The organism is Thermoactinomyces sp. CICC 10522 (assembly GCF_016055075.1).
Taxonomy (GTDB): Bacteria; Bacillota; Bacilli; order Thermoactinomycetales; family Thermoactinomycetaceae; genus Thermoactinomyces_A; species Thermoactinomyces_A daqus.
On the sequence record NZ_JAECVY010000013.1, the window covers coordinates 57899 to 71215 of the forward strand.

A 13317-nucleotide genomic window follows, 5' to 3' on the forward strand; every position below is an offset into this window, starting at 1 on the left:
TGGACGTGATGATCCGACGTTTTTTTGAGAAAATTTATCATAAAATAGCCGCAAGTCTTCGTGCACAATTTATCCTCTACATTCTCATCAGCATGTTGGCGGCAGCCATTGCCGTCGAACCATTTGCTTATATCAACCAGGAAAAACGCTACTATTACCCAAGCAGAGACGAATTGGAAATGGAACTGAAGAAAATAACACCGCTGATCCAACAGGCTCCACCCAGGCAGATCCGCTTTATTTTGGATGAAAAGGCAGAAGCGAGCGGAACCAAACTGCGTCTCATAAGTCAAAAGGGAACTGTTTTGGTCCGGTCAGCCAACGCAACGGAGCAGCAGATGAACCCGGCTCAAATCTTGATGAAAATTTCGCAGCAGAATGAAGAACCGAGCAACGTTCCCCAGTTTCGGGAAATTTATGCTATTCATCCTTTTTATTTTCATCATCAAATCCATTATCTCGTCATAAGTAAAGAGACCCATGGCCGGCTTACGACATATTGGATAGGAAACCCTCTCTTATCTGTTGTTGTCTTCTCTCTTGTTTTTATCGTTGTCTATCTCATCCTGACACGGAGAAAATTGAAACAATTACAGGAAGTCACGGCAGGAATTTCAGAAATCGCCAAGGGAAACTTTCGTCTGCGCCTCAAGGAGCAAGGAAAAGATGAAATCGCCTTTTTGGCTGCTCATGTAAATGAAATGGCCAGGCAGCTGAAAGCAAACTGGGAGAAAGAAAGAAGAATGGAACAGGAGCGGACCGATCTGATCACGAGCATTTCCCATGACTTGCGAACTCCGCTGACTTCGGTAATCGGTTACTTGAAACTGATTCACGACCAATCGCAACTCACTCCGGACGAGATGAAAAAATATGCGGATATCGCCTTATCAAAATCGAAAAATCTGAAGCAAATGATGGACCAGTTGTTTGAGTTCACGAAAATTACGCATGACCAGTTTCAGCCCTCGTTTCAACTTATTTCGCTGAATGAACTGATCAACCAATTGCTTGAAGAAAATCACGCCATGTTAGCGTTGAATGAAATGGATGTAGAAAGAATCATCTGTAATGATCCGTTACAGGCGCAGGCAGATCCGTTTTTGCTGATCAGGATGTTTGACAATCTGATTCAAAATGCCCTGAAGTACGGAAAAAAACCAGGAAAGTTCATCATCGTAACGAAACAAGAAGACGGATATGGCGTAATAAAATTGAGCAATACTGCCCGGCAGGTAGATCGTCAAATAATCGGGCGCCTGTTTCAGATGTTTGTAACGGGTGATCCTTCCCGTTCCGAAAAGAGGTCCGGGATCGGACTGGCGATTGTCAAACGGATTGTGGATTTGCACCAAGGACAGATTGCAGCCATTCAGGAAAACGGAATGATGACCTTTGTAATTAAGCTCCCCATAACTTCATCCCGGTCCTTTACACGAAGATAGTCCCATCGCTGCATCCACGTCCTCCACTCATCAGGAAAAATAAAAATCCACGTTTTCCCCTCCGATCCCAAAGGAAATATTTTAATTGAAGTGAATATGATGAGTCTCTTTACTGATCACATACAAATAAAAAATTTAATTGAGAAAAGGGGAAGAGCAAATGGAGCCATTTGTTGGCAAAGTGGCTTTAGTTACAGGTGGCGGTTCCGGAATAGGAAGAGCAACTTCATTGGCTTTTGCAAAGAAAGGAGCAAAAGTCGTTATTGCCGGACGCACAAGAGAGAAGATTGTGGAGACACAAGAAATGATTAAGAATTTGGGTGGAGAAGCCATTGCAGTTCAAGCAGATGTTTCTGCAGAGGAACAAGTCAGAGAGATGATACAAACAACCATCGATCAATTTGGTCGTATCAACTTTGCATGCAACGCTGCGGGGATCGGCGGAAAACTGGCTCCTACGGCAGATGTCACAGAGGAAGATTTTGATCGTACTCTGGCAATTAACCTTAAAGGTGTCTGGCTTTGCATGAAGTATCAAATTCGTCAGATGTTAAAACAAGGATCTGGAGCAATCGTGAATATCTCTTCCATCAATGGCTTGGATGGAACTCCAAACGCAGCCATTTATTCGGCAAGCAAGAGCGGAGTTGTCAGCTTAACCAAATCCGCTGCTCTTGAATATGCCAAATCCAATATTCGGATCAATGCAATATGTCCAGGGGCTGTTCATACACCGATGCTGGAGCAGGTTTTCAACATAACAGGGGTTACACCAAGTCAATATGAATCCAAAATACCAATGAATCGAATAGGAGATCCAAATGATATTGCCCATTCAGTCACTTGGTTATGCTCAGATGAAACGAGCTATATAACAGGACACATTATGGTGATTGACGGAGGAGTATCTGCTGGATAATCTTGATTTTACAAAATCTTAAGGAAGTAACGGTTACATGTGGTTTCGGAGAAGTTGGTGAAGATCCGCCCCATCCACTGTCCGTAACATTAATGCCCAAGCTGAACGCAAAGCAGACCGCTCTATTCTCCGGTATCTCGTTTAAGCCAATCGTAGAGGGCGTTTATATAATAAATCTGGAACAGGGGTGAGCAATATTTGAGGAACATTACCTTAGCAGACGGTCGTAAGATTATTGTTCATTGTTTAAGCTGTGCCATTGTGGAAGGAGCAGTAAAGCCAAATGGTGGCACAATCTATGAAACAAAGTTTTTTCATGCTCATCAAGATGTCGCATATCCTGTTCGAGGTCTTGTAATTTTAGCTTCAAAAAGGCATGTTAAGTGTTTAGATGAACTTACAGAAGCAGAGCTTAACGATTATATTCATACCCTCCATCTGATTCGAAAAGCACAACGTCAAGTCTTAGGGATTGAACAAGTCTACTATTTCTATAATGAAGATACTACACACCATTTTCATACATGGATGGTTCCCCGATATGATTGGATGTATAAGTTCGGCAGATCGATCGAATCAGTTCGTCCTGTTCTTCTTCATGCAAGACAAGAAAGAAACAATAAAGATGAAATTGAAAAAATATTAAAAGCAATACATAGGCTCAGAGACTTTTTAAATACTTCAAATTAATACAAGTGGCACCAATCCCTGAACTTGCTCCGGTAATTACCACAGTTCTTTTCATTTTCTCCCCCCTGAGAGTACCGATTTTCATTTTGAAAGTGAAACTGCAGCCTGTTTTGATTTTGTTATTGCTTAAAAAATCGGTGTTTTTTATACTGATTGAGAGTTTTCAAAAATGGAGGACAGCATGATCAATCAGTTTGAAACCGAACGCATCTTGGCCAGACCTATCCGCGAGGAAGAACTGCCCACCTTCCTCGACGTGATCCGCAGCAACCGCTTCTTTCTGCAAGTGTCGGGAGGCAGCCCAGACTATCCCCTATCCAAGCTGGAGAAAGACTGGAAAGAAGCGAACGAGAACCCTGGCGAATGTATGCTTGGTCTGTTTGAAAAGGAGACGGAAACGCCCACCGGTATCCTGACCTACCTGAAGCACAACCCCAGGGACGGCTTCCCCTGGATCGGTTTCCTCATCTTCCGGCGGGACCTGCACGGCCAAGGCCTGGGCCGCGAAGTCACCGAACACTTCCTGGATCTCACCTGCCGCCGGCTTGGCTGGACCTCCATCCACCTCGGCTTCCTCAAGGTGGAGATGAAAGAACTCTTCAACCTGCCGGAAAACCATGCGGGAGAACGGGTCGTCTGGGTGATGGAGAGGGAGCTGGCTTCGCCACATTAACCAAAAGGACAGAGGGATGCACCATCCTGCCACCCGTTGGGGTGGTTGCTTTTTTATGCTACTGCGTGGTAAATCCGCGTATTTCTGTCAGTGCCTCTATTAAGGCCCCTATTTCGGCGGGGTTTTGTCTTATGATGATTGCTTAGAATAGGATTTTTTTAATTGCTGGAGGTACCCCTATTAGCGGTTATTACTTAGAGAGATTTGTTTTTTTGAATAAAATCAAGCCATAGTAGATCCACTAACCAAAATAAAAATGCAGCTTGAGTTGATAAGCAACCAGTGCCTCCACTGATACCTTTCGCTGGAATCTTTCGGCCATCCCGTAAGGGATGGGGTTGAAGGGCTTTAACCCTTCCTTCAGAAGGCGGTCTATGGGACGTTCAAAGGTTGTACCATGACAGCGTACATTAGCAATTGTGTCGATCCACGAGCGGGCTTGTTGATTCAGGTTCTCAAGATTGGTAAATGTTCGTACACGAGGCTAAAAGTTTTTTCTCACATAGCCGATTCCGTTTTCTACCTTGCCCTTGGTTTGCGCTCGGTAAGGAGCACATCTTTTTAGGGTAAAGCCATGGTGAGTTGCGAAGCCGGCAAACCGCTCATTCCAAATGATATGACCGCTTTCATCCAATCCAGTAACAACGGTCTTCATATTGTCGTATAAGCATGTTTCTGTTCGCCCACCAAAATACTCCATAGCCCGGACATGACATCCCATGAGTGTCTCCAGACGCTCATTTTCAGCGAATTCTAAATACATCATCCGGGAGTACCCCAATACCATGACGAAAGCATAAATCCTCTTTTTCTTTCCACCCCAATTGACCGTAAACTGGCCCCAGTCTACCTGGGCCTGATTCCCTGGTGGCGTTTCAAAACGCTGCACGGGCCTTTGGCCTGTGCTTTTACGCAAAGGCCTTATCCAGTAGCGAAAAGTGTTAGGCTACCGGTATATCCTTGACTCTTGATCTCGTCAAACAAGACCACTGCGTTTTGCCAGCCTTCCTGCATCCGCTCAAAGATGTATCCTTTGTAGGGTTCCAATTTGCTTGGACGCGTTGATATTTACTTGGCTTTTCCTCGTTTAACCATTTCCGAATGGTCTTTCGATCTCTTCCAAGCTCCTTGGCAATTTGTGAGATCGTCATGCCTTTTTGCTGCATTTGTTTGATCATGAAAAATTCCCCATTTCGGATCATTTTCTCCCCTCCTGGAGAGATTGTCTAACCTGAGTGGGGAATTTTCAACTGCTGATATTGGGTATTTTACAATTGTTGCTTACAATTGGGGTTACAATTGCAAACTCATAGTGATGTTTCTTTCAGAAAAACCCATTTGTCTATAGAGTTGAATGGCATGGTTTTCAGTAAAAACACTCAGACGAATCTCAGAATAACCTTCATTTTTCAGGTTATTAATAGCACTTTTTAACAGTCGCTTAGCAATCCCTTTTCCTCTGAACTCCTGTATTACATAGAGTTCGTATATAAAACCAATCATAGTATCAGTAAATTGATCTTTATTTGCGCCTATTAAAATCCATCCCAGCAATTTATCATTTTCTATAGCTATTAAGTAATAACAACCCTTCTCCAAAAGAGGCTTAATAAGTTGCTGGATTTTTTCTTCTGTTGGTAGGATTCTACCCATCGTTCCCTCAAATAAAGCTTGTGGTGAGAGTTTTAAAATAGTTTTAATCTCTGTATTACTAGGTTTTCTAATTTCCATAAAATGTTTACCCCTTAAATATAGAATCAAATTAAAATACCTTGCTCCAGTAATCAGCGCGACCGGATTTCGCACCCCTGAAACGCCCCAATATGAACCCAAAAAGTCCAGACATTTAAGCCGCATTTGAAGTAAAAAGTTGGCGAAACTCTTTTGGAGACAGATAGCCCAATGCAGAATGCGGCCGTTCTGAATTGTAGAACTGGATGTAGTGGTCAATGTCCTTTTTGGCTTCCAAAAAGGAAGAGTATTCCTGAAGCCAAACGGTTTCCTCTTTCAGTGTCCGGAACCAGCGCTCTATGTACGCATCAGCATCTGGGTTGTTGTAATCTGTACGTTCCTGTTTGATTCCAGCGTCTTGAAGAGCTTTGACATATCGACAGCTGGTCATTTGGCAGCCATTGTCACTGCGAATCATCAGGCCACGGCCTTTGACTCCTTGAGGGAAACGTTTTTCTAATGCTTGGTTGACAGCAGAAAGAAGCTCATCGGTTCGACAGAACCGTGAGAATGAATAGCCCACAATTTCTTTGTCATAGGCATCGATTACGGCAAACAGGTAACCCCAGCCATCACGCCCACACCAAATCTTCGTCATATCTACCTGAAAATGCTGATTAGAGCCGGTGACCGGGATCCGGCCCGATTGCTTTTTTCTTTTCGCCGTTCCTCCTTTGGAACGGGTTAATAAACCTAACTCTTTCATGATACGGTAAACGCGCTTGTGGTTGACTCGAAGCTGATAGCGCTTGTACAGCCAAACCCGGATTCGGCGGTACCCGTTGGTAGGAAACTCCCCACAAAGCTCCTGGATCTTCTGACGAAGCGCCGCTTCGTCAGAACGCTCACGCTTTTTGGGCTCGTACTCCTTGAGCAGAGCATACCCATAAGTGCGGTTGATGCGAAGGGTAGCTGTGATTTGTGGGACCGAATCCCCCTCGCCGTGCAGGATCCGCACCAAATCCCTGGTCTTTACCTTCGGCCCCAATTCGTCTTTTTTCGGAGAATCTCAATCTGGATCTCCTTTTCACCAATGAGTACTTTGGCCTTTTCCAGTTCCTTTTCCAACTCTTGCTCACGATTGGAGATCCCGATTTTCAAGGCATCTAGTCCCCCTTGAATAAAGGCCTCCCGCCACTTGTAATACTGAGTTTGCACAACTCCGTATTCTCTGCAAACAGCGGAGATATTGGCCCCAGGTGCCATTCCAGCCAACACAATCTCCATTTTTTGCACAGCAGTCCATTTTCGCCGCCCCATAAAAATAACCCCTTTCTTGCTTCCTTCCATTATACTTTATCTTTCGTCTGGAAGCGTATGGGGTCATTATATTAGATGTAAAACTCAGTCAAAAGATGCTTAGGTCATTTTCATTTTAATCAAATGAAAATGTGTGGGATCTAATCTTATTACTCTTTCATCTGCTGGAGGAAGGCAACAGAGATCTACTTGTTTCATCAGTAACATTTCTTTCATGGGATGAATAAGTTCAATTTGAGATGAAAAAGTCGAGTCTACAGGTGCAACTCTAATCCTGGGTTTCCTGTATAAACACAAAATGACTTGAGTACCCTTGTGGTTCCCAAGTCATTTTCCATTTATGAGAGATACGGCCTCGAAATCGGTCTTCGCTCCCTCCAACCCTTCTTGGCTTGAAATCTTGACTAGATGGTGATGGACGGGTTAATTTGCATTTTTGTTAAACCATTCTTCCAATGTCATCATTGGAAATTCTTCATCGAAGTCTAATCGTAAAGGGGTGATCAACTCAAGTGAGTTTCCATCCGGGTCATTAAAATAAATTGCTGCATGAGCTTGCGGATTGTTTGGTAATACAAGCGGTTGTTTGTCAGGAGGAAAATTAAAATTTGTTTGTACGGGTATTCCTTTTTGCTCCAGCCATTCCTTTGCCTTTTGAATATCTTCAAAGTCAACTTGAAATGCAATATGTCTTAATGAAGGATGGTAAGGTGTGTTTACTTTATCTGTTTCCCAAAGACCTAACCAACTGCGTCCTTTTTCAATCCAAAAGAAAGCTAATTTTTCACTTTGATAAGCAATTTCTAAACCTAACTTCTTATAAAATTCTATTGAATCAGAAAGATTACTGACGGGCAAATGTGCTTCATATAACCCTTTTATCAATTTTTTAATTCTCCCTTCTCTTGGCTTCTTTCCATCGTTAGCCTGTCGACATGATCCTCTTCCATTGACATTCCATGAGTACCAGAACGAATATTGATTCAACAGGGGCCCCGCTCACGGCAGTTTCCAAAGATGTTTCAATCCTTGTTTACCGGACCTTTTCTCTTTTTTGAGTTTGCATGTGCTTCCCCGAACACCTCCCCTATTCAGATCCAAATTTCGGATCGTTTCAACTGGTTTTCCATCCAAAAAGCCTTTTCCCCTATATTTTATCGAACTTTTATGTTTTTGAACATCTATTAGATCTGTTTGGAATTTTCTGTCGTTCGCAAATGACAACAGTCATCCTCCCCTATTCCCGACTCTCTTGATAAAGCAATGCCAATGCGATCAGACTGATCCGGCAGCTCATGAACAAATAGCAGAAATAATTGCTTGCGTTACATTCTTAACCTACCGGGATGTGATCATTTGGCTCATTCTTGGAATGACTGGAATGTTGATCTACAACTACCTAAAAATGTGATCTATAATGAGGTGGATTGCTTTGTTTTTGGAGGCGATTTTTGAATTTGTTTTTTTTAGTTGTTTGTGCAGCAAACAAGTTTAATATATAGATAAGGTAGAGTTAACGAAGCTCAAATATAGTGCAATCTGCCCAATATTTTGAGGCCGCAGTTCGCTTTCGATCCATAGCAGGATAAATTCTTCTAATTTTATTTATCTACCCCTATCGTCTTGCTTGATGCCGATGGCTACTTTGCAGGGGTATTAAATGAACTGGCAGAAGTATTTTCAAGACGTATCATGGAAGTCATGAAGATACAGGAAATGGGTATCAACGTTATTTAGCACTGAATGAAGTCCCCTGCCCTGCACGATTGCATTTTCTGTCGAGATGCTCATAGAGGTCGTGGAAATGTCCCCGCAGGGATGGATGCTTGTGTCATTGGATATGGGAAACTGGGTAGTTCCATTGCTCAGATACTCCATACCTGAAATATGAGAGTCATGGTTTTCGATAAAGTTCGTAGGAAAAACAAAAAAAGGAGGAAAGTCGGACCCGAGATGGATCCTCTACAATTCAAATGAGTATTCCATTATCCCATATTAAGGAAGCTATTATTGCGTATACAGAAAAATTCCCTCGTTCCGATTTACAATCCCTGCAACCACTACTTGAAGCCATAAATACTTCTGACGATATAACTGCACGTACCCATCTACCTGGTCATGTAACGACAAGTGCGGTCATCCTCAATGAAGAAAACAAAGTACTACACATCAAACACAAAATTCTCAACACCTGGCTGCTACCCGGAGGACATTGCGAGAATGCAGATTCGACTCTTGTCTCTGCCAGTTTGCGAGAGGTATATGAGGAAACAGGAATCCCTTCCGACTGTCTCAAACGCATTCTACCAGAAAACGTGCCTATTGATATCGACTTGCACCCGATCCCAGCCAACCCACGAAAGGGAGAGCCTGAACACTGGCATGCGGATTTCCGATTTGCTTACCGTTTAGTTTCTATTGCAAAGGTAGCACTTCAGGAGGAAGAGGTAACGGATTATGCATGGTTGCCTCTTGAACAAATGCCAATGCGTGGATTGGCTAACCGATTGTATGATTTCATCAAGACATCAACTACAGCCACTTAAGCAGTTCGGCGTTAAGACGCAATCATTACTCTTCCTATAGCAAACCGGGCCACAAGTTCATCCTTGCCCTTCAGAGCAAGCGTTCCGAGTAGGAGACATTCGGCGGCAAACACACGTTCCCTTCTACAAACACAAAAAAGCCAATGAAATCTACGAAGGAGTACTTTACAGACTTAATAGCTTTTAAAAAACGGTTCATTCACGGAAGCCATTTATTTCGGCGTTGGTTGATAGACAAAACATTTTTCCGTATTTTTAAAGACTTCAGATTCCCCATCGGATACCGTGATCTTATTAAACACTTAAACAACAGCCTCCGGATCAAGGACAAAAAACCAGTAATGATGTTGCATCGGTTGATCTCCTGAACGATACGTCCCATCTGACCCATTTTGGAGGCTTTGCTCGCCTTGTAAACATTGTTCAGCATTGCTACTTTACTCAGTTTCCCTAGTTTATCCATCCCCTTTTGCTCTGACAAAGGATGCCTCCATATAACATAACCTTTTCACTTGGGTCTACTGCTTGTGTTTGTGAAGTTTTGGACGCAATGTGCAGGTGTTTGTGTAACAAACAAGTTGGATTGATAGTCTTAGAGCGAATTGGACACCTTTTTGAGACATACGAAAAGGTACACCCCCTTTCGACATCAGTCTCCCATATGACTCACGGAGTTGCATGTAAATTTTACATGAGTCAATTGATCACTTAGAATACCAACAAGAATAAAGAGACCTTTTCCCCACGCCCGAAACAATAAGAAACGTTCCTTTTTGAACATGCAAACCACGGATAAAAAATAAAAGGTCCTTACTTGCAACCAAACGGCTGGTAAGAACCTTTTTTAAACATCAAATTCCTCTTCTATTTCAGAAATATGATCACCGATCTCTCAAAACCGTAGAACTAATTTAGTACCTTCTTTGTACCAGGTCTTCCCATGTCTTATCACGGAGATCTTCTGGGATCCATTCCAATTCAGGATATGGAAATTCATGATACTCAAAAATCTTTTTTGGGCAAAGCTTATCGTTTATTTCGATTTTAATTCCTCTGTATTGAGCCAACCAACCCAATCCGGCCACAGCATTGGCATAAAATTTGCCTAATATGCCTGCTTGCTTGATTCTCTTCTTATGTCGTCTCAATATTTGCTTCAAACCATCATGAACCTTTTCCTGATCCTGGTCCAAGATCCCCTCTAAGACAGCCATTCTTTGCTCCATATCCACTTTTTGAAACCGATGCAATTGAAAATGGGAGAGTGCTTCCAAATGAGCTCGCGCTTTGTTGTCTTCCTGCAAAATGATATATTTCATTGCATAACCCAAATGTCCATTTTCGGGATTCAGATCGTTTATCTTGAAATCCTCCTCTTCCCCCCGCCAACCCAGCAAATGCGCTAAGGAAACAATCAACTCCGGATGTTGGCTGATCAAGGCTGAATATAACCCTTCAAAATTATCTGCCGTCCCTTTGAAATGGGTTTCCCCCTTTACATAGCGAGGATGGCTTGGAACGTTCAACGGTTCAGCGAGAATATACAATTCAAAGTATCTTCCAGACTTGTATAATTGTTGTTTAAAGCCAATTACATCATTCTCCAATATTAATTTTTTTATCGCAATGGTATAACACAGATAGGAGAGATAATCTAACGTCCCCCAATTACCTACGGAATTTTCAGCTAAATCTTCTACCTCAAACTGATATGCATCTTCATTTTTACAAACGACATCTTTAAACCACTGTCTAACATCCAAAGACATATCATTTCCTCCTATCAGGCCATACTTATGAAGTTTTCGGACGCAAATTGAATTGATTGTCTTAGAGCGAATTGACACCATTATGCCGACAGAACGTTTAATCTCTTTTCTCCATGCCAGAACTATTTGTTCGGCATTGCATTCCTTCAGGAACCTGCAGTTCGGAGTACCATCCATTTGGTGAATTATCGTCCAACTCTTTTCTCTCCTTAACAGGCATCGGGTTGACTATGACCAACTTGATGCCGTGTTTCTCTAAAAACTCGGCCAAACTCAACCAATAATAGCCTGTCAACTCTCTCCCAAACAGCACCTGGTGTTTGGAGTGCTTTTTCATCAAGGCCTTGATCCAAAAAAGCAATTGGCTAAATCCGGATTGAGATTGACTAAATGCGATTGTTTTTCCCAATTCCACCTTGCGAAAGTCTACAGCCCATGCAAAGATAATCTGAAAAAAGCCCATTCCCGAAATTAAGGAGGGAATGAGCTTTTTGGACTATATTCCATTTTATCATAGTTCTATTCATTACTATCAGAAGATGGTGGAGTGATAATGGGTTGATAATGTAATGATTCCTCAACAATCTCCTCAGGTGAAAGCTCTCGATCACTCCAATAAATTAACCTCATCATTTTTTTAAAATCAGGTACTGTTTTTTCCAACAAATCAAAAACCTTTTCTTCTTCCTCCTCGGAATACTCCGCATTCATTAATTTTTTTACGACCTCTATTAATTCCTCTCTTGATTTAATAAAATCAGCCATTATATATCCTCCTCGTATATGAGGTTTAACTTCAGTTGCAAACAATCTTTGAAAACCAAATACCTTCAAGAAAAGAGCCTTTTATGATATTCCCAGATAATGATCATAGGATCATTTTAGGAAGTTCGATGTAGTTTTAACTAATTCCTTAGTTCTGACTTCCAAAATGATAACTCTTATCTAAAATCTCTTGGTGCATTCTAGGAGAAACAATGAACGAATTATCTGAATTATACACATCTCCGCCATGTTGGATAGGTGTTCTGTGATGAAGAATATAACTCTTATGATCACCATACCACTGTTCGGAGATCGCAATAGGGGCATTACCCTTTCTCATTCTGGCAACATTACTTGCACTAAATTCACTCGCATATTTTGAATTTGCTACGCTCTTCCAAAATGCTTCCCTAAAGTAATCAAAGCAACTTGTCTGCTACCTCTTTGGGTATAATACCAATATTCCCTTGTTTACCACGCATCGTTTTTGGAGCATCCGGAGCTCGAACTCCACCAGATACCGCCCCGGTGAATTTCTTAGCTGTGTTGCATTGTTTCTATCTTGATCTGTTCCAACCCCGTCTGTGTCACGACAATCCTTCGGGAGTTGGGCAGAAGCAAAATAACCGTTGAAAATGAGATCATTACGCCTCCCCTTAGTACATGAAAAAACGCCGAAACCGCTATTTCAATGAAGCGATTCGGCGTTTCGTTACAATTAAAAGCCCATTCTCAAACTTGGATACTCCATATCTCTTTGATACTCATTCCCATTCTTGATCTTCTGTAAGCTCTCCCGTTTCAAAGAAATGTTTGAAAGCTTTAATCATGTCAACATATTCAACAAGATATTGCTTGGGTATGTCAGTCCCAACTTTTTGAACTGTGATGTTAATGTGTTCTTCATTTTCCTTTGATACTGAAGGATTAACTAAATCTGCGTTATAACCATCATAGAAATATGAAACGTAATATAGTCTGATTCCATTTATTTCGTCTCCCCCGGCAACCATTAAATCGCCAAATTCTTCGGATAGCAAAGAAACATTGTCAAGCTGATATCCATCGATTTGATCCAATGTTGATTTAATTTGATCCCAACTCGGATTTGTTATTACTTTTTTTTCTCCAGGCCTTAAAATACGAAATTTCCACTCGCTCATATCTCTATTCCCCTCTACCATGATTTTCTTTTAAAGTTTGGATCAGATCTTATGATTTGTATTCCACTTGGACTTATTACTGTTAGTTCATCTAATCCAACTTCTTCAACAAGTTGCTTTACACCTTGTCTTTCATCGCAATAGCCGCATAAAGGTCGATCTACATGAAGGGTAGCCTTTCCACCAAGAATTTTATTTTGTTTTCGATATTGGTATAAATGCCAAAAAACATCTCCTTCTGCATGAGTATAAGTACTTGTTACCGCCGGTCTATAATTGACCCAGGATCGCCGAAAAAGAATTGACCCACTCCCGTCGAATAATCCCCTTCGAACGAAACCGCTACATTTCTTCGG

At 41.8% G+C, this 13317-nt stretch carries 16 protein-coding genes and 1 pseudogene; 5 read left to right on the forward strand and 12 right to left on the reverse strand.

The features are described 5' to 3' along the window. Positions 1-8 precede the first annotated feature (8 nt). The 4 genes from I8U18_RS14365 to I8U18_RS14380 all read left to right on the forward strand — a co-directional run bounded on the left by I8U18_RS14365 (position 9) and on the right by I8U18_RS14380 (position 3727). Positions 9-1445, forward strand: a complete 1437-nt coding sequence (locus I8U18_RS14365) for a HAMP domain-containing sensor histidine kinase (protein ID WP_198064892.1) — start codon at positions 9-11, stop codon at positions 1443-1445. A gap of 160 nt (positions 1446-1605) precedes the next feature. Beyond that, complete coding sequence (locus I8U18_RS14370) at positions 1606-2364, forward strand: glucose 1-dehydrogenase (RefSeq protein WP_198064893.1); 759 nt, start codon at positions 1606-1608, stop codon at positions 2362-2364. 198 nt (positions 2365-2562) lie between these two features. Beyond that, complete coding sequence (locus I8U18_RS14375) at positions 2563-3054, forward strand: HIT family protein (RefSeq protein WP_198064894.1); 492 nt, start codon at positions 2563-2565, stop codon at positions 3052-3054. 181 nt (positions 3055-3235) lie between these two features. Continuing rightward, a complete protein-coding gene (locus I8U18_RS14380) occupies positions 3236-3727 on the forward strand; it encodes a GNAT family N-acetyltransferase (RefSeq protein ID WP_198064895.1) in 492 nt (163 codons plus the stop codon). 484 nt (positions 3728-4211) lie between these two features. Here the strand turns inward: I8U18_RS14380 and istA are convergent, their stop codons facing one another. The 6 genes from istA to I8U18_RS14410 all read right to left on the reverse strand — a co-directional run bounded on the left by istA (position 4212) and on the right by I8U18_RS14410 (position 7603). Then, positions 4212-4616, reverse strand: coding sequence for an IS21 family transposase (gene istA / locus I8U18_RS14385; protein ID WP_370589407.1), 405 nt, complete (start codon positions 4614-4616; stop codon positions 4212-4214). Positions 4617-4668: 52 nt separating this feature from the next. Beyond that, positions 4669-4905, reverse strand: coding sequence for a helix-turn-helix domain-containing protein (locus I8U18_RS14390; protein ID WP_160173940.1), 237 nt, complete (start codon positions 4903-4905; stop codon positions 4669-4671). Positions 4906-5020: 115 nt separating this feature from the next. Beyond that, positions 5021-5458: a GNAT family N-acetyltransferase gene (locus I8U18_RS14395; RefSeq protein ID WP_033102408.1), complete on the reverse strand. Its 438-nt coding sequence runs from the start codon at positions 5456-5458 to the stop codon at positions 5021-5023. Between the two features lie 115 nt (positions 5459-5573). Then, positions 5574-6416, reverse strand: a complete 843-nt coding sequence (locus I8U18_RS14400) for an IS3 family transposase (RefSeq protein WP_370589408.1) — start codon at positions 6414-6416, stop codon at positions 5574-5576. Between the two features lie 14 nt (positions 6417-6430). Further along, entirely contained in the window at positions 6431-6718 is a 288-nt protein-coding gene (locus tag I8U18_RS14405; protein WP_198064898.1) for a transposase, read from the reverse strand. A gap of 423 nt (positions 6719-7141) precedes the next feature. Next, positions 7142-7603, reverse strand: coding sequence for a VOC family protein (locus I8U18_RS14410; RefSeq protein WP_198056585.1), 462 nt, complete (start codon positions 7601-7603; stop codon positions 7142-7144). 1088 nt (positions 7604-8691) lie between these two features. On the opposite strand from I8U18_RS14410, the gene I8U18_RS14415 reads away from it, so the two are divergent. Further along, on the forward strand, positions 8692-9264 hold the full coding sequence (locus I8U18_RS14415; protein ID WP_198064899.1) for an NUDIX hydrolase: 573 nt from the start codon (positions 8692-8694) through the stop codon (positions 9262-9264). A 911-nt stretch (positions 9265-10175) separates the two neighbouring features. Here I8U18_RS14415 and I8U18_RS14420 read toward each other — a convergent pair. The 6 genes and pseudogenes from I8U18_RS14420 to I8U18_RS17825 all read right to left on the reverse strand — a co-directional run. Beyond that, on the reverse strand, positions 10176-11033 hold the full coding sequence (locus I8U18_RS14420) for a hypothetical protein (RefSeq protein ID WP_198064900.1): 858 nt from the start codon (positions 11031-11033) through the stop codon (positions 10176-10178). Positions 11034-11130: 97 nt separating this feature from the next. After that, positions 11131-11496 (reverse strand): IS110 family transposase, encoded by a 366-nt coding sequence (locus tag I8U18_RS14425; RefSeq protein WP_255518419.1) that lies wholly within the window; start codon positions 11494-11496, stop codon positions 11131-11133. Positions 11497-11552: 56 nt separating this feature from the next. Beyond that, positions 11553-11798, reverse strand: a complete 246-nt coding sequence (locus I8U18_RS14430; protein ID WP_198060003.1) for a bacteriocin immunity protein — start codon at positions 11796-11798, stop codon at positions 11553-11555. A 148-nt stretch (positions 11799-11946) separates the two neighbouring features. Beyond that, positions 11947-12165: pseudogene (locus I8U18_RS18270) on the reverse strand (hypothetical protein); the annotation flags it as partial. A gap of 397 nt (positions 12166-12562) precedes the next feature. Next, a complete protein-coding gene (locus I8U18_RS14435) occupies positions 12563-12961 on the reverse strand; it encodes a hypothetical protein (RefSeq protein WP_198056580.1) in 399 nt (132 codons plus the stop codon). Positions 12962-12975: 14 nt separating this feature from the next. Next, positions 12976-13317 (reverse strand): hypothetical protein (locus I8U18_RS17825; protein WP_232336401.1); only part of this gene is annotated, 342 nt, incomplete at its 5' end.

What these genes read in the sequence shown, in the direction of transcription:
- I8U18_RS14365 (WP_198064892.1), top strand. Translation starts at nt 9, where the DNA reads ATGATCCGACGTTTTTTTGAGAAAATTTATCATAAAATAGCCGCAAGT.
- I8U18_RS14370 (WP_198064893.1), top strand. Translation starts at nt 1,606, where the DNA reads ATGGAGCCATTTGTTGGCAAAGTGGCTTTAGTTACAGGTGGCGGTTCC.
- I8U18_RS14420 (WP_198064900.1), bottom strand. Translation starts at nt 11,033, where the DNA reads ATGTCTTTGGATGTTAGACAGTGGTTTAAAGATGTCGTTTGTAAAAAT.
- I8U18_RS14415 (WP_198064899.1), top strand. Translation starts at nt 8,692, where the DNA reads ATGAGTATTCCATTATCCCATATTAAGGAAGCTATTATTGCGTATACA.
- I8U18_RS14430 (WP_198060003.1), bottom strand. Translation starts at nt 11,798, where the DNA reads ATGGCTGATTTTATTAAATCAAGAGAGGAATTAATAGAGGTCGTAAAA.
- I8U18_RS14405 (WP_198064898.1), bottom strand. Translation starts at nt 6,718, where the DNA reads ATGGGGCGGCGAAAATGGACTGCTGTGCAAAAAATGGAGATTGTGTTG.
- I8U18_RS14425 (WP_255518419.1), bottom strand. Translation starts at nt 11,496, where the DNA reads ATGGGCTTTTTTCAGATTATCTTTGCATGGGCTGTAGACTTTCGCAAG.
- I8U18_RS14435 (WP_198056580.1), bottom strand. Translation starts at nt 12,961, where the DNA reads ATGAGCGAGTGGAAATTTCGTATTTTAAGGCCTGGAGAAAAAAAAGTA.
- I8U18_RS14380 (WP_198064895.1), top strand. Translation starts at nt 3,236, where the DNA reads ATGATCAATCAGTTTGAAACCGAACGCATCTTGGCCAGACCTATCCGC.
- I8U18_RS14395 (WP_033102408.1), bottom strand. Translation starts at nt 5,458, where the DNA reads ATGGAAATTAGAAAACCTAGTAATACAGAGATTAAAACTATTTTAAAA.
- I8U18_RS14390 (WP_160173940.1), bottom strand. Translation starts at nt 4,905, where the DNA reads ATGATCAAACAAATGCAGCAAAAAGGCATGACGATCTCACAAATTGCC.